Annotated in this window: 20 protein-coding genes; 14 read left to right on the plus strand and 6 right to left on the minus strand. The window is 74.4% G+C overall.

The features are described from left to right. Window positions 1–24: 24 nt before the first annotated feature. Window positions 25–2,244, minus strand: coding sequence for an NADP-dependent isocitrate dehydrogenase (locus tag SGLAU_RS28375; protein ID WP_043505380.1), 2,220 nt, complete (start codon window positions 2,242–2,244; stop codon window positions 25–27). 135 nt (window positions 2,245–2,379) lie between these two features. On the opposite strand from SGLAU_RS28375, the gene SGLAU_RS28380 reads away from it, so the two are divergent. After that, a complete protein-coding gene (locus SGLAU_RS28380) occupies window positions 2,380–2,559 on the plus strand; it encodes a hypothetical protein (RefSeq protein WP_043505381.1) in 180 nt (59 codons plus the stop codon). A 22-nt stretch (window positions 2,560–2,581) separates the two neighbouring features. Here SGLAU_RS28380 and SGLAU_RS28385 read toward each other — a convergent pair whose 3' ends face one another. From SGLAU_RS28385 to SGLAU_RS28395, 3 genes are all read right to left on the minus strand, one after another. Then, entirely contained in the window at window positions 2,582–3,679 is a 1,098-nt protein-coding gene (locus tag SGLAU_RS28385) for a mechanosensitive ion channel family protein (protein ID WP_043505382.1), read from the minus strand. Between the two features lie 162 nt (window positions 3,680–3,841). After that, window positions 3,842–5,359 carry an amino acid permease gene (locus SGLAU_RS28390; RefSeq protein ID WP_043505383.1) on the minus strand — a complete coding sequence of 506 codons (1,518 nt, stop codon included), beginning with the start codon at window positions 5,357–5,359 and terminating at the stop codon, window positions 3,842–3,844. Between the two features lie 35 nt (window positions 5,360–5,394). Continuing rightward, window positions 5,395–6,384, minus strand: a complete 990-nt coding sequence (locus SGLAU_RS28395) for a hypothetical protein (protein WP_043505384.1) — start codon at window positions 6,382–6,384, stop codon at window positions 5,395–5,397. A gap of 261 nt (window positions 6,385–6,645) precedes the next feature. Between SGLAU_RS28395 and SGLAU_RS28400 the strand changes: the two genes are divergently transcribed. The 6 genes from SGLAU_RS28400 (at window position 6,646) to SGLAU_RS28425 (ending at window position 16,149) form a co-directional block, all read left to right on the plus strand. Further along, window positions 6,646–8,085 carry an FGGY family carbohydrate kinase gene (locus SGLAU_RS28400; RefSeq protein ID WP_043505386.1) on the plus strand — a complete coding sequence of 480 codons (1,440 nt, stop codon included), beginning with the start codon at window positions 6,646–6,648 and terminating at the stop codon, window positions 8,083–8,085. Beyond that, a complete protein-coding gene (locus tag SGLAU_RS28405) occupies window positions 8,082–9,533 on the plus strand; it encodes an FAD-dependent oxidoreductase (RefSeq protein ID WP_043505387.1) in 1,452 nt (483 codons plus the stop codon). The genes SGLAU_RS28400 and SGLAU_RS28405 overlap by 4 nt, the downstream gene beginning before the upstream one ends. Beyond that, window positions 9,530–10,783, plus strand: a complete 1,254-nt coding sequence (locus SGLAU_RS28410; protein WP_043505388.1) for an NAD(P)/FAD-dependent oxidoreductase — start codon at window positions 9,530–9,532, stop codon at window positions 10,781–10,783. The genes SGLAU_RS28405 and SGLAU_RS28410 overlap by 4 nt, the downstream gene beginning before the upstream one ends. Before the next feature lie 157 nt (window positions 10,784–10,940). Then, window positions 10,941–11,663 (plus strand): SDR family oxidoreductase, encoded by a 723-nt coding sequence (locus SGLAU_RS28415; RefSeq protein ID WP_052413929.1) that lies wholly within the window; start codon window positions 10,941–10,943, stop codon window positions 11,661–11,663. 224 nt (window positions 11,664–11,887) lie between these two features. After that, complete coding sequence (locus tag SGLAU_RS28420; protein ID WP_043505389.1) at window positions 11,888–13,774, plus strand: ABC transporter ATP-binding protein; 1,887 nt, start codon at window positions 11,888–11,890, stop codon at window positions 13,772–13,774. Window positions 13,775–14,046: 272 nt separating this feature from the next. Next, window positions 14,047–16,149, plus strand: a complete 2,103-nt coding sequence (locus SGLAU_RS28425; RefSeq protein ID WP_043505390.1) for a SpoIIE family protein phosphatase — start codon at window positions 14,047–14,049, stop codon at window positions 16,147–16,149. A 195-nt stretch (window positions 16,150–16,344) separates the two neighbouring features. Here SGLAU_RS28425 and SGLAU_RS28430 read toward each other — a convergent pair whose 3' ends face one another. Together SGLAU_RS28430 and SGLAU_RS28435 are read right to left on the minus strand one after the other, a co-directional pair. Further along, entirely contained in the window at window positions 16,345–16,653 is a 309-nt protein-coding gene (locus tag SGLAU_RS28430) for a hypothetical protein (protein ID WP_043505391.1), read from the minus strand. A 17-nt stretch (window positions 16,654–16,670) separates the two neighbouring features. Continuing rightward, window positions 16,671–17,084 carry an SRPBCC family protein gene (locus tag SGLAU_RS28435; protein WP_043505392.1) on the minus strand — a complete coding sequence of 138 codons (414 nt, stop codon included), beginning with the start codon at window positions 17,082–17,084 and terminating at the stop codon, window positions 16,671–16,673. Between the two features lie 412 nt (window positions 17,085–17,496). Between SGLAU_RS28435 and SGLAU_RS28440 the strand changes: the two genes are divergently transcribed. Genes SGLAU_RS28440 through SGLAU_RS28470 form a run of 7 tightly spaced genes read left to right on the plus strand, consistent with a single transcriptional unit; the run spans window position 17,497 to window position 22,731 of the window. Further along, window positions 17,497–18,615, plus strand: coding sequence for a SchA/CurD-like domain-containing protein (locus SGLAU_RS28440; protein WP_043505393.1), 1,119 nt, complete (start codon window positions 17,497–17,499; stop codon window positions 18,613–18,615). 49 nt (window positions 18,616–18,664) lie between these two features. Further along, complete coding sequence (locus SGLAU_RS28445; RefSeq protein WP_043505394.1) at window positions 18,665–19,129, plus strand: cupin domain-containing protein; 465 nt, start codon at window positions 18,665–18,667, stop codon at window positions 19,127–19,129. Next, window positions 19,126–20,397 carry a beta-ketoacyl-[acyl-carrier-protein] synthase family protein gene (locus SGLAU_RS28450; protein WP_043505396.1) on the plus strand — a complete coding sequence of 424 codons (1,272 nt, stop codon included), beginning with the start codon at window positions 19,126–19,128 and terminating at the stop codon, window positions 20,395–20,397. The genes SGLAU_RS28445 and SGLAU_RS28450 overlap by 4 nt, the downstream gene beginning before the upstream one ends. Continuing rightward, the gene (locus SGLAU_RS28455) at window positions 20,394–21,635 is read left to right on the plus strand and encodes a ketosynthase chain-length factor (protein ID WP_043505397.1); all 1,242 of its coding nucleotides are present in this window, start codon (window positions 20,394–20,396) and stop codon (window positions 21,633–21,635) included. Before SGLAU_RS28450 ends, SGLAU_RS28455 begins: the two co-directional genes overlap by 4 nt. After that, entirely contained in the window at window positions 21,632–21,892 is a 261-nt protein-coding gene (locus SGLAU_RS28460) for an acyl carrier protein (protein WP_043505398.1), read from the plus strand. The genes SGLAU_RS28455 and SGLAU_RS28460 overlap by 4 nt, the downstream gene beginning before the upstream one ends. 1 nt (window position 21,893) lies before the next feature. Continuing rightward, window positions 21,894–22,373: an SRPBCC family protein gene (locus SGLAU_RS28465; RefSeq protein WP_043505399.1), complete on the plus strand. Its 480-nt coding sequence runs from the start codon at window positions 21,894–21,896 to the stop codon at window positions 22,371–22,373. A gap of 25 nt (window positions 22,374–22,398) precedes the next feature. Then, complete coding sequence (locus SGLAU_RS28470; protein ID WP_043505400.1) at window positions 22,399–22,731, plus strand: TcmI family type II polyketide cyclase; 333 nt, start codon at window positions 22,399–22,401, stop codon at window positions 22,729–22,731. Window positions 22,732–22,768: the final 37 nt, after the last annotated feature.

Below are 22,768 nucleotides of genomic sequence, written 5' to 3' on the forward strand. Positions count from 1 at the left end.
GGGCAGTCCCGTGCGGGGCGAGCGTCAGCTCAGGGACGCCAGGACCTCGTTCCAGGTGGCCGAGGGGCGCATGATCTCGGCGGCCTTGGCCGGGTCGGGCTGGTAGTAGCCGCCGATGTCGGCCGGCTTGCCCTGGACGGCGTTCAGCTCCTCGACGATCTTCTGCTCGTTCGCCGCGAGCGTCTCGGCGAGCGGGGCGAAGGCCTTCGCCAGCTCCGCGTCGTCGGTCTGCCGGGCCAGCTCCTGCGCCCAGTACAGGGACAGGTAGAAGTGGCTGCCGCGGTTGTCGATGCCGCCGACGCGACGGGTCGGGGACTTGTCCTCGTTGAGGAAGGTCGCCGTGGCCCGGTCGAGGGTGTCGGCGAGCACCTTGGCGCGGTTGTTGCCGGTGAACGCGGCGTACTGCTCCAGGGACGGCACCAGGGCGAAGAACTCGCCGAGCGAGTCCCAGCGCAGGTAGTTCTCCTTGACCAGCTGCTGGACGTGCTTCGGCGCGGAGCCGCCGGCGCCCGTCTCGAACAGGCCGCCGCCCGCCATCAGCGGGACGACCGACAGCATCTTGGCGCTGGTGCCCAGCTCCAGGATCGGGAAGAGGTCGGTCAGGTAGTCGCGCAGGACGTTGCCGGTGACCGAGATGGTGTTCTCGCCGCGGCGGATGCGCTCCACCGACAGGTTGGTGGCCTCGACCGGGGACAGGATGCGGATGTCCAGGCCCTCGGTGTCGTGCTCCGGCAGGTACTGCTCGACCTTGGCGATCAGGTTGGCGTCGTGCGCGCGGGTCTCGTCCAGCCAGAACACCGCCGGGTCGCCGGTGGCGCGGGCGCGGGTGACGGCGAGCTTCACCCAGTCCCTGATCGGCGCGTCCTTGGTCTGGCAGGCGCGGAAGATGTCGCCCTGGGAGACCGGCTGCTCGATGAGGACGTCGCCGGACCGGTCGACCAGGCGGACGGTGCCGGCGGCCGGGATCTCGAAGGTCTTGTCGTGGGAGCCGTACTCCTCGGCCTTCTGCGCCATCAGGCCGACGTTCGGCACCGAGCCCATGGTGGACGGGTCGTAGGCGCCGTTGGCCTTGCAGTCCTCGATGACGGCCTGGTAGACGCCCGCGTAGGAGGAGTCCGGGATGACCGCGATGGTGTCGGCCTCCTGGCCGTCCGGGCCCCACATGTGGCCGGAGGTGCGGATCATCGCCGGCATGGAGGCGTCGACGATGACGTCCGACGGGACGTGCAGGTTGGTGATGCCCTTGTCGGAGTCGACCATCGCCAGGGCCGGGCCCTCGGCCAGTTCGGCGTCGAAGGAGGCCTTGATCTCGGCGCCCTCGGGCAGCGACTCCAAGCCCTTGAAGATGCCGCCGAGGCCGTCGTTCGGGGAGAGGCCGGCGGCGGCCAGGGTCTCGCCGTAGCGCTCGAAGGTCTTCGGGAAGAAGGCGCGGACCACGTGGCCGAAGATGATCGGGTCGGAGACCTTCATCATCGTGGCCTTCAGGTGCACGGAGAACAGCACGCCCTCGGCCTTGGCGCGGGCGACCTGGGAGGCCAGGAACTCGCGCAGGTGGGCGACCCGCATCACGGAGGCGTCGACGACCTCACCGGCGAGGACCGGTACGGAGTCGCGCAGCACGGTGGTGGTGCCGTCCTCGGCGACCAGCTCGATCCGCAGCGCGCCGTCCTCGGCGATGACGACCGACTTCTCGGTGGAGCGGAAGTCGTTCTCGCCCATGGTGGCCACGTTCGTCTTGGACTCGCCGGTCCAGGCGCCCATGCGGTGCGGGTGGGTCTTGGCGTAGTTCTTCACGGAGGCCGGGGCGCGGCGGTCGGAGTTGCCCTCGCGCAGGACCGGGTTCACGGCGGAGCCCTTGACCTTGTCGTAGCGGGCCTTGATCTCCCGCTCCTCGTCGGTCTTCGGGTCGTCCGGGTAGTCCGGCAGCGCGTAGCCCTGGGCCTGCAGCTCGGCGACGGCGGCCTTGAGCTGCGGGATCGACGCCGAGATGTTCGGCAGCTTGATGATGTTGGCCTCGGGCGTCTTCGCCAGCTCGCCCAGCTCGGCCAGCGCGTCCGGGATGCGCTGGTCCTCGGTGAGGTACTCCGGGAACACCGCGATGATGCGCCCGGCCAGCGAGATGTCCCGCGTCTCCACGGCGACACCCGCCTGCGAGGCGTACGCCTTGACCACCGGCAGGAAGGAATACGTCGCCAGGGCCGGGGCCTCGTCAGTGTGCGTATAGATGATGGTCGAGTCAGTCACCGGGTGCTCCGCTCCACGTCTGCAACATTGCTCGACATCAAGATATCTCGTGATCGGCTCCGGATCGACAGGGGCCGGGTCCGGGTCCGGATCCGCGGGTGTCCGACCGGAAACGGTTCAGGCCAGGACCCCCGCGTGCATGGCGCGCTACCTCACCCCGGCGCCGGCGCGCCCTCCCGGGCCGTCGACCTGGACCCCGGCACCGCCCGGTACCTGCGCCCGCACGGGCTGACCTGGTCCCCGGACGGCACCCGGCTGTTCGCGCTGACCGGCGAGTACCAGGCCCCGCTGCGGCTGCACGTGATCCACGCCTGAGCCCGCGGGGCGCCGCGGCGGTTCAGTCGAGGCGGGCGGCGGACACGCCGCCCGCATCCTCCGCGCCGTCGCGCTGCTGCGGGATGGACACCGTGCCCTGCCGCAGGGTCACCGTGCGGGCGGGAGCCGGGATGGCGATGCCCTCCGCCCGGTAGCGCCGGTGCAGGCGCTTGATGAACTCGTGCTTGATCCGGTACTGGTCGCTGAACTCGCCGACCCCGAGGATCACGGTGAACCCGATCCGCGAGTCGCCGAAGGTGTGGAAGCGGACGGCGGGCTCGTGGTCCGGGACGGCGCCGGTGACGTCCCGCATCACCTCGGTGACCACCTCGCAGGTCACCCGCTCCACCTGCTCCAGGTCGCTGTCGTAGCCGACCCCGGCCTGGACCATGATGGTCAGCTCCTGCTCCGGCCGGTTGTAGTTGGTCATGTTGGTCCCCGCGAGCTGGCCGTTGGGGATGATGACCAGGTTGTTGGAGAGGTTGCGGATGGTGGTCTGCCGCCAGTTGATGTCGGTGACGTAGCCCTCCTCGCCGCTGCTGAGCCGGATGTAGTCGCCCGGCTGCACGGTCTTCGAGGCGAGGATGTGCAGGCCCGCGAAGAGGTTGGCGAGGGTGTCCTGGAGGGCCAGCGCGACCGCCAGACCGCCCACCCCGAGCGCGGTGAGCATCGGCGCTATGGAGATGCCCAGCGTCTGGAGCACCACGAGGAAGCCGAGCGCCAGCACCATCACCCGGGTGATGTTCACGAAGATCGTGGCGGAGGCGGCGACGCCCGAGCGGGACTGGGCCACCGACCGCACCAGATTGCCCACGACCCGGGCCGACGCCACCGTCACCACGAAGATCAGCAGCACGGTCAGGGACTGGTTGGTGTGGTGCTGCACGGTCCGGGTCAGCGGCAGCGCCGCCGCCGCTCCCGCCGCCCCGCCGGCCACCGCCGCCCACGGCAGCACCGTGCGCAGCGCGTCCACGATGACGTCGTCACCGTTCCAGCGGGTGCGGTCGGCCTGCTTGCCCAGCCAGCGCAGCAGCAGCCGCAGCACGAACGCGGCCAGCAGCCCCGCGGCCAGGGCGATGCCGGCGAGGATGAGGTCGTCGAGGGTCAGCGCGCGGGTCATCGGTCACCTCCGGAGGGACGTTCCGCGGCAAACGGGGCCGCCGGCGGCCGGATGTGAGGTCTCGTCACGTCGTCACCTGCTCGCTTTCGGGATGTGCGACCGTTCATCCTGCCGTATCCGGCACTCCTGTTCGTACCGGGACCGGTTCCGGCCGCACCCCCCTCAGACGATGTTCTCGGCGAGTTCCGCCTGGTCACGGTCCGATCCGTAGGCCGCGGTCGTCGGCGTTCCGTACGAACGGCGGGCGACGAACCACCACACCGTGGCGAGCGCCAGTACGACGGCGAGGGCCACCGCCGCGTAGTTCATCGTGTCGACCGTGACCGGCGAGGACTGCGGCAGGCAGAACAGCACCGTCACACACGCCACCCACACCACCGCGGTCCAGCCGATGGGCCTGCTCCACCGGCCCAGGTGCCACGGGCCGGGCGTGAACCGGTCCCCGGCGCGCAGCCGCAGCAGGATGGGGATGGCGTACGCCGGCGTGATGCCGATGACGTTGATGGCGGTCACCGCGCCGTACGCGGTCGCCGAGTACAGCGACGGCAGCGCCAGCACGGCGGCGACCGCCACCGACAGCCACACCGCGGCGACCGGCGTCTGCGTCTTCACGCTGACCTTCCGCCACAGCCGCGAGCCCGGCAGCGCCCCGTCCCGGCTGAACGCGAACACCATCCGGCTGGCCGCGGCGACCTCGGCGTTGCCGCAGAACAACTGGGCCACGATCACCACCAGCAGCAGCGCGCTCGCCCCGTTGGTGCCGAGCCCGTCCAGCAGGATCTGCGCGGGCGGCACCCCGGTCTCGCTGGCCCGGGTCGCGTCGTAGTCCTGGATGGCGAAGGTCAGCCCGGCGAGCAGGACGAACCCGGCGATCCAGGAGGCCCAGATGGCGCGGACGATGCCGCGGGCCGCCGCCACCGACGCGCCGGCGGTCTCCTCCGAGAGGTGGGCGGAGGCGTCGTAGCCGGAGAAGGTGTACTGGGCGAGCAGCAGGCCGATCGCGGCGACGTACAGCGGGTTGTCCCACCCGGTGTCGTTGACGAACTCGGTGAAGACGAACGACGGCGACTGGTGGTGCTCCGGGACGATCGCCAGCGCGCCGACGATCAGCGCGACCCCGGCCAGGTGCCACCACACGCTGATCGAGTTGAGCACGCTGACCAGCCGGACCCCGAACAGGTTCAGCACGGCGTGCAGCAGCAGGATCACGAGGAAGATCAGCATCGTCTTCTCGGGGGTCGGCTCGAACCCGAACCGCAGGTTCAGGAACGCGCCGGTGAACAGGGCGGCGCCGTAGTCGATGCCGGCGATCGCACCCAGCAGACCGAGCAGATTCAGCCAGCCCGTGTACCAGCCCCAGCGCCGGCCGCCCAGCCGGTCCGCCATGTAGTACAGCGCGCCGGAGGTGGGATAGGCGCTGGTGACCTCCGCCAGCGCCAGGCCCACGCACAGCACGAACAGGCCGACGCCCGCCCAGCCCCACAGCATCACCGCGGGGCCGCCCGCGCCCATGCCGAAGCCGTACAGGGTCATGCAGCCGGACAGGATCGAGATCACCGAGAAGCTGATCGCGAAGTTGCCGAAGCCGCCCATCCGGCGGGCCAGCACCGGCCGGTAGCCGAGTTCGCGCAGGCGTTGCTCCTCGTCCTGCTGCTGGACGCCGAGGGTGGTGCGGGACATGCGGAACCTCCTGGAAGACGGGGGAACGGGGGACGTCAGGGGCGCCGGGCCCCCGACCTGCTGCGGGCGCGGGCCTGCTGGAACACCTCGGCGGCCTGCGCGTGGTCGCCGGGCGCGGCGGTGCGGTGGGCCCACGGCAGCGGCGTCCAGTAGGGGCCGACCGCGTCGAACACCCGGTCCGCCTCGGCGAACCGCAGCGCCCCCCACAGGGCGTGGGCGAGGTGGTTCAGGTCGAGCGGGCCGCGCTCGGCGGCCGGGGCCGGCTCGAACCAGCCGTGGAACGCCCGCAGCGCCTCCCGGGAGGCGTCCTCGGCGACCCAGTGCAGGTCCAGTGCGGCGTCGCGCCCGCCGTCGCGCCGGTAGCGCTCGACCCGGACGTACAGCGGCAGCAGGTGCAGCGGCGAGCCCGGCGGTGCGGCGTCGGCCGCCCAGTGCGCGAAGCCCACCGCCTCCGCCAGCCGCCCGGACACCGAACGGCCGTACAGGAACTGGAGCATCCGGTGGTGGGCCTCGCGGTTGTACGGGTCGCGCTTGTCGGCCTCCGCCAGCAGACCCCACGGGCCGGGCGGCAGCATCGGCTCCGGCGGCGCCACCCGGTGCTCCGCCCAGCGCTGCTCCTCGTCGAGCCGGGACAGCGCCAGCAGGCACACCCAGGGAACCGGGTCGTGCGGCGCGGCACGCGTCAGCGCGTCACACGCACGCCACGCGTCGTGCCACAACTCCGTGGTGCGTCCGTGCCGTTCGCGGTGGGCCCGCAGGGCGCGCTCGACGGACACCCGGGCGTGCATCAGGGCGGCCGGCAGACTGTGCGGCTCCTCGGCGAGCCAGGCCCGCACCACGTCCGTACCGGCGGCGGCCGCCGCCAGGACCTGGGTGCGCTGCGTCCACTGCCCCCACGACGCGGTCTCCGCGAGCAGGGTGCGCATGGACATCCACCGTCCGGCGCGCACCTCCTGGAGGGCGGCGCGCAGGGCGGTGTCGGGTCCGGCGGGATCGTAGGCGGGTCGTGCTCCGTCTCTGGCCATCACCCTCCCGCCCCGGTCAACGGGCGGGTCAGGGTGACAAATCGGTGTGACAACAGCCCTCCCCCGAGCGGCGGTTGAGGAGATCGTGTTCGGTCGGCCGTCACTATAGAGGCGTCAGTTCCGAATGAGACGCCGGTTTCGCCATCCGGGAAACGGCCACCGCCCCGTCCCGTGTGCTGACCGTCGGTCAGCGGCGCTTGACGCGGTGTGGCCGACGGCGGCAGGCTGTCGCCCCGTGATCACCACGGCGCGGGAGACGCGATGACAGGACCGGTGCTCGCCGTCGACCAGGGCACCTCCGGCACCAAGGCCCTGGTGATCTGCCCCGAGCGCGGGATCCTCGGCACCGGCTTCGCCGCCGTCCGCCCCCGCTTCCTGCCGGGCGGCCTGGTCGAGGCCGACCCCGCCGAGCTGTACGACTCGGTGGTCGCGGCCGGGAACCGGGCACTCGCCGAGGCCGGAGAACCGGTGACCGCGCTCGGCCTCGCCAACCAGGGCGAGACCGTCCTCGCCTGGGACCCCGCCACCGGCCGCCCGCTGACCGACGCGCTCGTCTGGCAGGACCGCCGCGCCGAGCCGCTCTGCGCGGAACTCGCCGAGCACGCCGAGGAGTTGCGCGAGCTGACCGGACTGCCGCTGGACCCGTACTTCGCCGCGCCGAAAATGGCCTGGATACGACGGCACCTGACCACCGAGGGCGTCGTCACCACCAGCGACACCTGGCTGGTCCACCGGCTCACCGGCGCCTACGTCACCGACGCCGCCACCGCCGGCCGCACCCAGCTGCTCGACCTCGACCGCACGGCCTGGTCCCCCCGGGCCCTGGAGGTGTACGGCCTCTCCGGCGAACGCCTCCCCGACGTCGTCGACGCAGCCCAGGAGGTGGGCACCACCACCGCGTTCGGCGCCCCCGTCCCCCTCACCGGCCTCGCCGTCGACCAGCAGGCCGCCCTGCTCGCCCAGCGCATCACCACCCCCGGCGGCGCCAAGTGCACCTACGGCACCGGGGCGTTCCTCCTCGCCCACACCGGCGACCGGCCCCGCCGCGGCACCTCCGGCCTGGTGAGCTGCGTCGCCTGGCGGCTCGCCGGACACACCAGCTACTGCCTCGACGGGCAGGTCTACACCGCGGCCTCCGCCGTCCGCTGGCTCACCGACCTCGGCGTCATCCAGGGCGCCGCCGACCTCGACCCCGTCGGCGGGAGCGTGCCCGACAGCGGCGGCGTCACCTTCGTGCCCGCCCTCGCCGGGCTCGCCGCCCCCTGGTGGCGCGGCGACCTGCGCGGCTCGCTCACCGGACTCGGCCTCGACACCGGCCCGGGCCACCTGGTGCGCGCCCTGTGCGAGGGCCTGGCCGCCCAGGTCGCCGAACTCGCCGACGCCGCCGCCGCCGACCTCGGCACCCCGCTGGACACCCTGCGCGTCGACGGCGGCCTGACCCGCTCCGCGCTCCTCCTGCAGACCCAGGCCGACCTGCTGCAACGCCCCGTCGAGGTGTCCGCCCTGCCGGACGCCACCGCGCTCGGCGCCGGCGCCCTCGCCCGGCTCGGCGCCACCCCCGGGCTCGGCCTCGCCGACGCGCTGCCGGACTGGAAACCGTCCGCCGTCCACGAGCCCCGCATCGGCCCCGACGAGGCCGCCGAACGCCGGGCCCGGTTCCGCGCCGCCGTGGCCGCCCTCCTCGACGGGGCGCCCGCATGACCGTCGTCACCACCGGCGGACCACTGCCCCCGCAGCCGTACGACGTCGCCGTCGTCGGCGCGGGCGTGGTCGGCAGCGCGATCGCCCGGGCCCTCGCCCGGCACCCGCGGCTGCGGGTGGCGCTCGTCGAGGCGCAGGACGACGTGGGCCAGGGCACCTCCAAGGCCAACACCGCGATCCTGCACACCGGCTTCGACGCCGTCCCCGGCTCCCTGGAGGCCCGCCTGGTCCGCGAGGGCGCCCGGCTGCTCACCGCCTACGCCGCCGAGTCGGGCATCCCCGTCGAACGGGTCGGCGCCCTGCTCGTCGCCTGGGACCGGGAACAGCTCGCCACCCTGCCCCGGCTCGCCGGGAAGGCCGCGCGCAACGACTGCCACGACACCCGGCTGCTCGGCCCGGCCGAACTGTACGCGCGCGAACCGCACCTCGGACCGGGCGCCCTCGGTGCCCTGCACGTCCCCGGCGAGTCCATCGTCTGCCCCTGGACCACCACCCTCGCCTACGCCACCCAGGCCGTCCGCAACGGCGTCCACCTGCACCTCGAGTGCCGCGTCGAGCAGGCCGCCCGGCGGGACGGCGTCCACGAGCTGACCACCACCCGGGGCACCCTGCGCGCCCACCGGCTCGTCAACGCGGCCGGACTGCACGCCGACACCCTCGACCGGCGGCTCGGCCTCGACGACTTCACCGTCACCCCGCGCCGCGGCCAGCTCATCGTCTACGACAAGTTCGCCCGCTCCCTGGTCCGGCACATCCTGCTGCCCGTCCCCACCGCCCTCGGCAAGGGCGTCCTGGTCGCCCCCACCGTCCACGGCAACGTCCTGCTCGGCCCCACCGCCGAGGACCTGGACGACAAGCGGGCCACCGGCTCCACCGCCGACGGCCTGGCCGCCCTGCGCGAACAGGGCCGCCGGGTCCTGCCCGCCCTGCTCGACGAGGAGGTCACCGCCGTCTACGCCGGGCTGCGCGCCGCCACCGGACACGAGGACTACCGGGTCCGCGCCCACCCCGCCCAGGGACTGGTCACCGTCGGCGGCATCCGCTCCACCGGCCTCACCGCCTCCCTCGCCCTGGCCGAACACACCCTCGACCTGCTGCGGGAGACCGGCCTCGACCCCGGCCCCGCGCGCGACCTGGAGCCGGTGCGCATGCCCAACCTCGGCGAGGCGTTCCCGCGCCCCTACCAGCGCGCCGACCTGATCGCCGCCGACCCGTCCTACGGCACCCTCGTCTGCCACTGCGAACGGGTCTCCCTGGGCGAGATCCGCGACGCCCTCGCCGGCCCCGTGCCGCCGCGCTCCCTCGACGGACTGCGCCGCCGCACCCGCGCCCGCGCGGGCCGCTGCCAGGGCTTCCACTGCGGGGCCGCCGTGCGCGCGCTGTTCGAGGCGGGCCGCCGCGACGCCGCGCCGGCCCCCGGCGCGCCGGCCGAGGCGGGCGGCACATGAGCGCCGTACGCCAGGTCGACGTGCTCGTCGTCGGCGCCGGACCCGCCGGGCTCACCGCCGCCGCGACGCTCGCCGCGCGCGGCGCGGGCCGCATCGAGGTCCTGGAGCGGGAACGGACGCCCGGCGGAGCTCCCCGCACCTGCGCGCACGGCGGGTTCGGCTCGTGGCGGCGTCCGCTGACCGGACCCCGCCTCGCCCGGGAACTGGCCGAGGCCGCGGTCCGCGCCGGGGCGGTCGTCCGCACCGGAGTGACCGCCCTCGACTGGGCCGGTCCGCTGGACCTCGCCACGGTCGGCCCCGAGGGCCCCGAGATACTCCGCGCACGGGCCGTCGTCCTCGCCACCGGCGCCCGCGAACGCCCCCGCGCGGCCCGCCTGGTCCCCGGCACCCGCCCGGCCGGTGTCTACACCACCGGAGAACTCCAGCGGGCCGTGCACCTCCACCGGCAGCCGATCGGCACCCGCGTGGTGATCGTCGGCGCCGAGGACGTCTCCTACGCCGCCGCCGACACCGCGCGCCGCGCCGGAGCCGAGGTCGTCGCCCTCGTCACCGACCTGCCCACGCACCGGACCGCACCGGCGCGCGCCCTCGACACCCGGCTGCGCCGCGGCGTCCCGCTGCTCACCGGCGCCGTGGTCGCCGAACTCCTCGGCCACGGACGCCTGTCCGGCGTCCGCGTCCGCCACCACGACGGGCGTACGGCCGTACTGCCCTGCGACACCGTCGTGTTCACCGGCGACTTCGTGCCCGAGCACGAACTCGCCCGGCGCGGCGGCCTGGTCCTCGACCCGCGCACGCGCGGCCCCGCCGTCGACGGCGCCCTGCGCACCTCGCGGCCCGGCGTGTTCGCCGCGGGCAACCTGCTGCACGCCGTCGAGCGGGCGGCCACGGCGGCCCGGGAGGGCGCGCTGGCCGCCGCCGCCGTCACCGCCGCGCTCGCCGCGGCCGGGCCGGGGGCCGGCACGGCGGCCGGGCCGGGCGCCCCCCGGCCGGACGGGGTGCCGCTCACCGTCGATCCGCCGCTGCGCTGGATCACCCCCAGCCGCGTCACCCCCGCCGACGCCCTGCCGTACACCCTGCGCACGGCGTCCCGGCTCACCCGCCCGCTCCTCGAGATCACCCAGGGCGGCCGCGTCCTGCACCGGCAGCGCGTGCGCGGCGCCGCCGCCGGCCGGTCCCTGACACTGCCGGCCCACTGGACCCACCGGGTCGATCCGGCGGGCGGACCGGTGCGGGTGGCGGTCCGCTGACACCGGCCCGTGCCGCCCCGCGGAGCGCGGGACGGCCGGGACCGCCGTGGTGGCAGGACGACGTCGGACAGTGCGGACCGGCACGGCGGCAGCCCTTCCCGGGCGCCGGTGGTGGCACGCTACGGTGCGCACTGTCCCGTACGACAGGAGGAATCCCGTGGCAGCGCGACGCACCGGCACCCCGCAGGGCCCGCCCGTCGCCGTGGTGACCGGCGCCAACCGCGGCATCGGCTACGAAGTGGCACGGCAGCTCGCGGACCGGGACCACCGTGTCGTCCTCGGCTCCCGCGACCTCGCCAAGGGCCGGGCCGCCGCCGGCCGCCTCGACCCGGGCGGCACCCGTGTCGTGCCCGTCCAGCTCGACGTCGCCGACGCGGCGAGCGTCGACGCGATGGCCGAATGGGTCACCCGGGAACTCGGCCGGGTGGACGTCCTCGTCAACAACGCCGCCATCCTCTACGACAGCTGGGCCCGGGCCCGCACTGCCGACCTCGGCGAGGTGCAGCGAGCCCTGGACACCAACCTGTTCGGCGCCTGGCGGGTCACCCAGGCCCTGCTGCCGCTGCTGGAGCGCAGCCCGCACCCCCGGATCGTCAACGTCAGCAGCGAGGCCGGCTCCCTCCAGGGCATGACCGGCGGCACCCCCGCCTACGCCGTCTCCAAGGCCGCCCTCAACGCCCTCACCCGGCTGCTCGCCGGTGAGCTGCGCGGGCGCGGGGTGCTGGTCAACGCGGTCTGCCCGGGCTGGACCGCCACCGACATGGGCGGCGGCGGGCGGCCGGTTCCCGAGGGCGCCGCCGGGGTCGTCTGGGCGGCCACCCTCCCCGACAACGGCCCGACCGGCGGCTTCTTCCGCGACGGGCGCGCCGTGCCGTGGTGAGGGGGCGCACCGCCGGGTGAGCCGGACGGGACGCGGTGACGTGCCCCGGGGTGGCGCCCTCGGGCGGTGCCGTAGGGGTGCGGTCGGGGCGGTGCCGCGGGTGCGGCCGGTCGCGGGTGCGGGTCGGTGGGTGGCCCGGCGCGCGGGTCCCGCGCCCGGGGGCGGGACCCCACGGTGCCCCGGTTGTTGACCTGAAGCCCGGTCGAGGTCTTAGCGTCGGCGCCATGAGCATGGAGACCACGGCCTGGACACAGCTGCACAGCGTCCTCAACGCCCAAGAGGAACGCCGTCCCTTCGACCCCGCCACCCTGCGCCGCATCGGCGCCTTCGCCCGCCCGCACCGCCACCGCATCGCCCTGTTCGTGCTGCTCGGGGTGGCCACCGCACTGCTCGCCGTCGCCACCCCCGTGCTCGCCGGGCAGGTCGTCGACGCACTCGTGTCGGACGGCGACCGGGGCACCGTCGTCCGGCTCGCCCTGCTCATCGCGCTGATCGCGGTCGTGGAGGCGGCCCTCGGCATCCTCGGCCGGCGGCTGTCGGCGAGACTCGGCGAGGGGCTGATCCTCGATCTGCGCACGGCCGTGTTCGACCACGTGCAGCGCATGCCGGTCGCGTTCTTCACCCGCACGCGCACGGGCGCGCTCGTCAGCCGCCTCAACAACGACGTCATCGGGGCCCAGCGGGCGTTCAGCAACACCCTGTCCGGCGTGGTCAGCAACGTGGTCACCCTGGTGCTCACGCTCGCCGTGATGCTCACCCTGTCCTGGCAGGTCACCCTGCTCGCCCTGGTGCTGCTGCCGGTGTTCGTGGTGCCCGCCCGGCGGATGGGCCGCCGGATGGCCCGCATGCAGCGCGAGGCCGCCGCGCTCAACGCCGCGATGGGCACCCGGATGACCGAGCGGTTCTCCGCGCCCGGCGCCACCCTCGTCAAGCTGTTCGGCCGCCCCGAGGAGGAGTCCCGCGAGTTCGCCGAGCGGGCCCGCCGGGTCGCGGACATCGGCGTCCGCACCGCGACCGCCCAGTCCGCCTTCATCACCGCCCTCACCCTGGTCTCCGCCCTCGCGCTCGCCCTGGTCTACGGCCTCGGCGGCTCCCTCGCCCTGCGCGGCGCCCTGGAGCCGGGCGCCGTCGTCGCCCTCGCCCTGCTGCTCACCCGGCTGTACGCCCCGCTCACCGCGCTCGCCGGGGCCCGCGTGGAGGTGATGAGCGCCCTCGTCAGCTTCGAGCGGGTCTTCGAGGTGCTGGACCTGAAGCCGCTCATCGAGGACCGGCCGGACGCCCGCCCGGTGCCGGACGGCCCGGTCTCGGTCGAGTTCGACGACGTCCGCTTCGGCTACCCGTCCGCCGACAAGGTCTCCCTCGCCTCCCTGGAGGAAGTGGCCGCCCTGGACACCCGGGGCGGCGCCGAGGTGCTGCACGGCGTCTCCTTCCGCGCCGAACCCGGCCAGACCGTCGCCCTGGTCGGCTCCTCCGGCGCCGGCAAGTCGACGATCGCGCAACTGCTGCCCCGGCTGTACGACGTCGACGCGGGTGCCGTGCGGGTCGGCGGCACCGACGTGCGCGAGCTGAGCGCCGACTCGCTGCGCGGCACGGTCGGCCTGGTCACCCAGGACGGGCACCTCTTCCACGACACGGTCCGCGCCAATCTCCTCCTCGCCCGGCCGGACGCCGCCGACGACGACCTGTGGGACGCCCTGCGCCGGGCCCGCCTGGACTCCCTCGTGCGCGCCCTGCCCGACGGACTGGACACGGTCGTCGGCGAGCGCGGCTACCGGCTCTCCGGCGGCGAGCGCCAGCGGATGACCATCGCGCGGCTGCTGCTGGCCCGCCAGCGGGTGGTGGTCCTGGACGAGGCCACCGCGCACCTGGACAACACCTCCGAGGCGGCCGTCCAGGAGGCGCTGACCGAGGCGCTGCGCGACCGGACCGCGATCGTGATCGCCCACCGCCTGTCGACGGTGCGGACCGCCGACCGGATCCTGGTCCTGGAGGACGGCCGGATCGTCGAACGCGGCACCCACGAGACGCTGCTGGCGGCGGGCGGCCGCTACGCGGAGCTGTACCGCACCCAGTTCGCGGAGCGCGGCCCGGTCACCGCGGCCACACGCTGAGCCCGGCACGTGCCGCGGCGTCCTGACCGATCACCATGACCGGGGGCACCCCCTCGGGCGGCGGCCGGCCCGTGGCCGCCCGCGCCGGTCCGTGAGCGGCGCATCGTCCCGCCCGTGACCGGCGCTCCGTCCGGCTCGTACCGTCCGCGCCACCCGCCACCCGCCACCGGCTGCCCGCCACCCGCCGCCGGCTGCCCGCCGCCCGCCGCCCGCCGCACGCCGCCCGCGACGGACGGCGTGCCGACCGCCGTCCACAGGCGTAGCGTCCGGGTATGGGCGGCAGCACGATCGATCCGGCCACCGAGCACGGCGAACTGGACACCGCGTTCGCGGAGACGGTCCGGCAGATCGGCGCGTCCATCGGCGCCCTGTACCTCCTCGAACCGGACGGGCAGGTGCTCAGCCTCACCCTGCTCTCCGGAGCGACCGCGGAGCTGGCCGCGCCCTGGAGCCGGGTGGCGGTCGCGGCACCCGCTCCGGTGGCCGACGCCGTCCGCCAGGACCGGCTGGTGTGGGTGGGGAGCCAGGAGGAGATGACCCACTCCTACCCGCGCACCGCGATGGCGCTGCCGTACCCCCTCGCGCTGGCGGCCGCTCCCGTCGCCGGCGGCCGCCGGTGGGGGGCCCTGCTGCTGATGTGGCCCGCCAACCGGCCCGCGTACATGACCGGGCGGGAACGGCGGTACATCGAGTCGAGCTGCCGGACCCTCGCCCGTCTCCTGGAGGAGGGCGCCGCCCGGGGCGGACCGCGGGTCGTCCCCACCGGGGCGGGCCACCGCTCGGCGGGCGGCCCCGTCCTGGCCGCCGCCGACTTCGTCGAGCGCCTGCCCGGCGGGAGCTGCGCCCTGGACCTGGAGGGACGCTTCACCTACCTCAGCTCCGGCGCCTGCACACTGCTCGGCCGCGACGCCGACCAGCTGCTCGGCACCCGGCCCTGGCAGTCGCTGCGCTGGCTCGACGACCCCGCCTACGAGGACCGGTACCGGGCGGCCGTGCTCAGCCGCGAACCCGTCTCGTTCGCCGCCTGCCGCCCGCCGGACACCTGGCTGGAGCTGCACCTCTACCCGGACGCCAGCGGCATCAGCGTCCGCATCGTGCCGAGCGGCACGGCGCTGCCGCCCGCGCCGGCCCCCCGGCGGTCCACCCGCACCGTGACGCCGACCCGCGCCGGTCAGCTCTACCACGTGATGCACCTGGCCGCCGCGCTCACCGAGGTCGTCGGCGTCCGGGACGTCATCGACCTGATCGCCGACCAGATCATGCCCGCGTTCGGCGCGACGGGGCTCGTGCTCTCCACCGCCGACGGGGGCCGGCTGCGCATCACCGGCCACCGCGGCTACCCGCCCGAGGCCATCGAGCGGCTCGACGCCCTTCCCCTCACCACCGGCTTCACCCCCGCCGGCCGGGCGATGAGCAGCGGCATCCCCGCCTTCTTCTCCGACGCGGAGGAGATGCGGCGCGTCTACCCCGACGCCACCCCGGTCAGCGGCAAACAGGCCTGGGCCTTCCTGCCGCTGGTCATCTCGGGCCGGCCCGTCGGCTGCTGCATCCTGTCGTACGACGAGCCGCGCCGGTTCCCGGCCGACGAGCGCGCCGTCCTCACCTCGCTCGCCGGGCTCATCGCCCAGGCCCTCGACCGGGCCCGCCTGTACGACACCAAGCACGAACTCGCCCACGGCCTCCAGCAGGCGCTGCTCCCGCGCACCCTGCCCGCGGTGGCCGGGCTGCGGGTGGCCGCCCGCTATCTGCCCACCACCCGCGGCATGGACATCGGCGGGGACTTCTACGACCTGATCCGGCTCGGCGGCACCGCCGCGGCGGCCGTCATCGGCGACGTGCAGGGCCACAACGTGGCCGCCGCCGCCCTCATGGGCCAGGTCCGCACCGGCGTGCACGCCCACGCCACCGTCGGCACCACTCCCGACCAGGTCCTCGACGGCACCAACCGGCTCCTCACCGACCTCGCCCCCGAGCTGTTCACCAGCTGCCTCTATGCCCACCTCGACCTCGCCCGCGGTCACGCCGCCCTCGCCAGCGCGGGCCACCCGCCGCCGCTGCTGCGCCTGGCCGACGGCACCGCCCGGCCCGTCGACGTGCAGCCCGGGCCGCTCCTCGGGATCCTCCCGGACGCCGGCTTCCCCGTCACCGGGATCCCGTTCCCCCCGGGCGCCACACTGCTGCTCTACACGGACGGCCTCATCGAGACGCCCGGCGTCGACCTCGACCGGTCCATCGCGCGCCTCGGTCACCACCTGGCGCGGGCCGACGACCGTGACCTGGAGGCCCTCATCGACGATCTCCTGGACAAGGAGGTGCCGACCGGCCAGCGCGCCGACGACATCGCCCTGCTGGTCCTGCACCGCGAAGCGTCATGACCCACCGACGGGTGTGCCGGTGGGTGCGCCGGCATGCGCCGGTGTGTCCCGCTGCGCGCAGGCGGGGCCGGACCACGGCCGGCTCCCCGAGGCGGGGACCAGAGGGCGGTCCGCCGTGGCAGGGGGAGGGGCGCCGGTGTGCGACCGGGGGCCGGTGCCGTGTCGTGCGTGCCCGGCGTTCCCGGGCCCGGCCGCTCAGGGCCGGGGGTCGACCCGGCGCCAGCGGGGGCGGGCGTCGGGGCCGCGGCGGCCGGCCGCGGAGGCGCAGCGCGGGCACACGCGCCGCACCCGGTCCGCCGCGCCGCCCGACTCGGGGAAGACGTCCTGCCAGGCGACATGGGGGAAGCGGGCCAGCCGGGACCGGCTGAGCGACAGCCCGCAGACCGTCTCGTTGCGGCCGGGCTCCCAGGCGTGGACCTCCCCGGCCGGAAGTCTGCGGCGGCCCTCCTCCTCGTCCGTCCACTGGCCGGAGGCGGCCACGTTGTACCGCGGGACACGGGCCATCACGACCGCGCCCCCGCTCAGCCGGCCGAGCCGTCGACGCGCAGCCGCACCTGCTCCTCCAGGCGCCGCAGGCTGCCGTCGAGGGCGTCGCGCACGGCCTGCTCGCCCGGGTCGTGGCCCTCGTCGAAGAACGACAGGTGCACCGTGACTTCGCTGGCCCCGCTGCCGATCCCCGCGACCTGGAGCCAGCCCGCGTAGCTGCCCTGGTCGCGGGTGCCCCACTCCAGCCGCATCTGGTCGGGCTGCGCGCGCAGCAGCGCGGCGGTGTCCTCGTCGGTGCGGTCCTCGTGCACGGTCACCGCGGGCAGCCGGACCGGCTCCACGTGCACCGCGGAGGGCAGCCAGGAGTCCAGCCGGCCGACATCGGCGGCCTGGTCGAAGATCTGCTCGGGCTGGGCCGGCATGGTGCGGGAACGTTCGTACTCGGTCATCGCCCACCGTCCTCGGTTGGCTCGGCTCGGGTCGTACAGCGCACCGCGTGCCCGGCCCGGCCGGAAATAAGCGTTCGCCGGCGAGAACACGAGAGGACCGCTCCCGGCCGCGAGGCAGGGCCGGACATGGCCGCCGGGCGGGGCGTCGCCCCCGCCGCCGGGCCGGGCCGCCCGGCGGCGCCGCCGGCCGCGCACCGGGCCGAGCGCGTCCGACGAGGCGTCAGGGGCGGCATCGTCCCGGTGAGCGGGGCCGGGCGGCCGGCCCACGGGCGTTCACCAGTTCCCTCAATTGGCACGCGTGGCTCGCGCGGTCGGCAGCACCGACCCACGATGAAGGCTCAAGGCCGACGGCCGTGCGAGCTGCCGGGCACGACGGCCTCCACTTGCTCTCGCGAAGGGAAGGGCCTGCTGGATGAGCACATCGAAGCGCGTGTCCCAGTCGGCGTTCGACGGCTCCAGGCTGCGAGTCATACTGTTCGTCGACCTCCACGAAGGCGCTCAGTCGCAGTTCCTCGACGCGTACGAGCACATGCGCACGCGCATGGTGGAGGTCTCCGGACACATCGGCGACCAGCTCTGCCAGTCCGTCGACAACCCGTCCCAGTGGGTCATCACCAGCGAGTGGGCCGCCGCCCCGCCCTACCTCGCCTGGGTGAGCAGTGAGCACCACCTGGAGACGGTCAAGCCCATGCAGAGCTGCGTCCGTGACCTGCGGTCGCAGCGCTACACCATCGTCCGTGAGACGGGCGGTCCGCAGCAGGCCGCGGCCCGCGCCGCCGGAGCGCACGGCCCCGTCCGGGTCGGCGACGGGGTGACGCGCCACGCGCTGACCTTCACCGTCAAGCCGGGCTCGGAGTCCAAGGTCGCCGAGGTCCTGGCCGGGTACGCGCCGCCGAAGGCCCGCGTCGACGACTCCACGCGGCTGCTGCGCACCACGCTGTTCATGCACGGCAACCGGGTCGTGCGCACCGTCGAGGTCGAGGGCGACCTGATGGCCGCGCTGCGGCACGTCTCACGGCAGCCCGAGGTGCGGGCCGTCGAGGAGGCCATCAACCCCTACCTGGAACAGGACCGGGACCTGACCGATCCCGAGTCCGCGCGCGCCTTCTTCACCCGCGCGGCCATGCCCCCCGTGCACCACGTCTCGCGCGGCGGAGCGGAACCGGCCGGCCTGCGGCGGCTCGCGCTGTTCTACCCGGCCCGCCACGACTGCGGGACGGCCCTCGCCCGGATGCTCTCCCAGGAGGACGAGACCGCGGCGGACGACCCCGGGAGCCCGGTGCACCGCAGCACCGTCTTCCAGCGGGACGACATCGTCGTCCGGCTCATCGACGTGTCGGGCGATCCCGAGACCGAGCCGTTCAAGGTCCTCGGCATCCACGGCCCGCGGAAGGCCGCCATGCTGGCCCGCCTGCTCGACGGCGGCGCGCTCGGTATGGACGCCCCGGTCACCGGTGAACGGGACGCGACGCGCCTGCTGGCGCACGCCGGCATGACGCTGATCACCGACCGCACGGCTGCGCAGTCCTGACAGCGCGCGGATCATCACTTCCCCTGCCTCATCTACCTGGAGACGGCACATGGACACAACGCGCCCACGCATCGTGGACCTGAGCGAGACCGAGCCCAACCGCAGGCGCGGCGGCGACCTGCGCACCCTGCTCACCCCGGTCACCGTGGGGTCCACCAGCGGTTTCATGGGCCTGGCCATCATGCAGCCGGGCGAGCGCATCAGCGAGCACTACCACCCGTACTCGGAGGAGTTCATCTACGTCGTCCAGGGCGATCTCGAGGTCGACCTGGACGGCGAGACCCGCTCCCTGCGGGGTGAGCAGGGCCTGATGATCCCCATCAACATGCGGCACCGTTTCCGCAACGTCGGCGACACCGAGGCCCGGATGGTGTTCCACCTGGGTCCGCTGGCGCCCGAGCCGCGCCTCGGCCACGTCGACACGGAGGTCCTGGAGCAGGCCGACCAGCTCGCGCCGCACCCGCTCGTCCAGGAGGCGGGCGCGCAGCCCGTACGACACGGGGCGCCATCGTGACCCCGCGGCGGGTGGCGGTCACCGGCATCGGTGTCGTGGCCCCCGGCGGGATCGGCGTACCGGCGTTCTGGGACCTCCTCTCCGACGGCCGCACGGCCACCCGCGGCATCACCCTGTTCGACCCCGAGGGCCTGCGTTCGCGGATCGCGGCCGAGTGCGACTTCGACCCGCTCGCCCACGGGCTCGGGCCCGAGGTGACCGAACGCGCCGACCGCTACATCCAGTTCGCCCTGGCCGCCGCCGACGAGGCCGTGTCCGACTGCGGCATCGACCTCGCCGCCGAGGACCCGTGGCGCGTCGCCGTCTCCCTCGGCAGCGCGGTCGGCGGCACGACCCGCCTGGAGCACGACTACGTCCTGGTCAGCGGCGGCGGGAAGCGCTGGGACGTCGATCACCGTGCCGCCGAGCCGCAGCTGCACCTGGCGTTCTCGCCCAGCACCCTGGCCTCCGTCGTCGCGGAGAGATTCGGCGCGCAGGGCCCGGTGCAGACCGTCTCCACGGGCTGCACCTCGGGACTCGACGCGGTGGGCTACGCCTTCCACACCATCCAGGACGGCCGGGCCGACATCTGCGTCGCCGGGGCGTCGGACTCGCCGATCTCCCCGATCACCATGGCGTGCTTCGACGCCATCAAGGCGACGTCGCCGAACAACGACGACCCGGCGCACGCCTCCCGGCCCTTCGACGCCCACCGCGACGGCTTCGTGATGGGGGAGGGCGCCGCCGTCCTCGTCCTGGAGGAGCTGGAACACGCCCGGGCACGCGGCGCGCGCGTCTACTGCGAGATAGGCGGCTACGCCACCTTCGGCAACGCCTACCACATGACCGGGCTCACCAGTGAGGGCCTGGAGATGGCCCGGGCCATCGACTCCGCGCTCGACCAGGCCCGGGTGGACCCCACGGAGATCGACTACGTCAACGCGCACGGCTCGGGCACCCGCCAGAACGACCGGCACGAGACCGCCGCGGTCAAGCGTTCCCTGGGCGCCCACGCCTACGGCACGCCGATGAGTTCGATCAAGTCCATGGTGGGTCACTCGCTGGGCGCGATCGGCGCCATCGAGGTCGTCGCCTGTGTGCTGGCCATGGCCCACCAGGTGGTGCCGCCGACGGCGAACTACGAGACCCCGGACCCCGAGTGCGACCTGGACTACGTCCCACGCACCGCACGCCCCCGCAAGCTCGACAACGTGCTTTCGGTGGGCAGCGGTTTCGGCGGGTTCCAGTCCGCGGTGCTGCTGACGGGCACGGGCGGGAGGACACGATGAGTGCTGAGCGCAGCGGGCGCACCGCGGTCACCGGCATCGGGGTGGTCGCGCCCAACGGGCTGCGGACGGACGCGTACTGGAAGTCCGTCCGGGAGGGCGTGAGCGTCCTGGACCGGATCACCCGGGACGGCTGCGGGCACCTCCCGCTGCGTGTCGCCGGCGAGGTCCGGGGGTTCGACCCCTCGTCGCTCATCGAGGAGACCTTCCTGGTCCAGACGGACCGGTTCAGTCACTTCGCGATGGCCGCCGCCGGCGCCGCCCTGGAGGACGCCGGGCTGAGCGGCACGGCGGCCGAATCGCCGTACTCCGTCGGCGTGGTCACCGCGGCCGGCTCCGGAGGCGGCGAGTTCGGCCAGCGCGAGCTGCAGAAACTGTGGGGACAGGGCTCCCGCTACGTGGGCCCCTACCAGTCCATCGCCTGGTTCTACGCGGCCAGCACCGGCCAGATCTCCATCCGCGGCGGCTTCAAGGGCCCCTGCGGGGTGGTCGCCAGCGACGAGGCGGGCGGCCTGGACGCCGTCGCGCACGCCGGCCGGACCGTGCGGCGGGGGACCGACGTGGTGGTGGTCGGGGCGGCCGAGGCGCCGCTCGCCCCGTACTCGATGGTCTGCCAGCTCGGCTACCCGGACCTCAGCACCGCCGAGGACCCGGCGGTCGCCTACCGCCCCTTCACCTCCGGCGCCCGCGGTTTCGTACCCGCCGAGGGCGGAGCCGTGCTGGTCGTGGAGGACGCGGACCGGGCCCGCCGCCGTGGCGCGGCGGTCCGCGCCACCGTGGCGGGACACGCCGCCACCTTCACCGGCGCCTCGCGCTGGGACCGCTCCCGGGAGGGACTCGCCCGGGCCATCCGGGGAGCCCTCGACGAGGCCGGCTGCGCACCCGAGGAGATCGACGTGGTGTTCGCCGACGCGCTCGGCACACCGGAGGCGGACCGGGCCGAGGCGCTGGCCCTCGCCGACGCCCTGGGCCGGCACGGCACCCGGGTGCCCGTCACGGCGCCCAAGGCCGGCTTCGGGCGCGCCTACTGCGGCGGGCCCGTGCTGGACATCGCCGCCGCGGTGCTGGCCATGGAGCACGGGCAGGTGCCGCCGACGCCGGGCGTCCTCGACATCTGCCACGACATCGACCTGGTGACCGCCGCGGCGCGCCCGGCCGAACTGCGGACGGCCCTGATCCTCAGCCGGGGCCTCATGGGGTCCAACGCGGCGTTGGTACTACGACAAGGAGAACACGCATGAGCAACACGGAACTGACCGTCCAGGAACTGTCCGCCCTGATGAAGAAGGCCGCCGGCGTCACCGTCGACGCGCAGGACCTCGCCTCCCGGGTGGACACCCCGTTCGCCGAGTTCGGAGTCGACTCCCTGGGCCTCCTCGGCATCGTCGGCGAACTGGAGAACCGGCACGGCCGTGCCCTGCCCACCGACGCGGAGCGCTGCAAGACGCCGCGCGACTTCCTCGACCTGGTCAACGGCGCGCTCACGACGGGAGGCTGACATGGCCGGGCACACCGAGAACGAGATCACCATCGCAGCGCCCCTCGACCTCGTCTGGGACATGACGAACGACCTCGAGCGCTGGCCGCAGCTGTTCAGCGAGTACGCGGCCTGCGAGGTGCTGTCCCGGGACGGCGACACGGTCACCTTCCGGCTGACCATGCACCCCGACGAGAACGGCAAGGTGTGGAGCTGGGTGTCGGAGCGGGTCACCGACCGCGAGAAGCTCGTCGTCCGCGCCCGCCGGATCGAACCCGGACCGTTCGAGTACATGAACATCCTCTGGGAGTACGAGGAGACCCCGGAGGGCACTCGGATGCGCTGGACGCAGGACTTCGCGATGAAGCCCGACGCCCCGGTCGACGACGCCGGGATGACCGGCATCATCAACCGCAACTCCCCGGTGCAGATGGCCCTCATCCGCGACCGCATCGAGCAGGCCGCCGGCGAGCGGCGGACCGCACCCGTCTCGCCGGCCTGAGCGGCGCGGCCACGGAAGGAAACCCATGCACCACACCCTGATCGTCGCCCGGATGGCGCCCGGTTCGGCGCCGGACATCGCGGAGGTCTTCGCCGCCTCCGACCGCGGCGAACTCCCGCACCTCATCGGGGTGTCCCGGCGTTCGCTGTTCCAGTTCGGCGACGTCTACATGCATCTCATCGAGGCCGAGCAGGACCCGGCGCCCGCCATCGCGCGGGTGGCCGACCACCCCGACTTCCGCGACATCAGCAAGCGGCTGGAGCCCTTCGTCAGCCCCTACGACCCGCAGACCTGGCGCGGTCCGAAGGACGCGATGGCGCAGTGCTTCTACCGCTGGGAGCGGGACGCCACCGGGTGAGCGAACGAGGAAGGGCCGCTGTCCCCACCGCCGAGGA

Source organism: Streptomyces glaucescens, assembly GCF_000761215.1.
GTDB classification, from domain to species: Bacteria; Actinomycetota; Actinomycetes; order Streptomycetales; family Streptomycetaceae; genus Streptomyces; species Streptomyces glaucescens_B.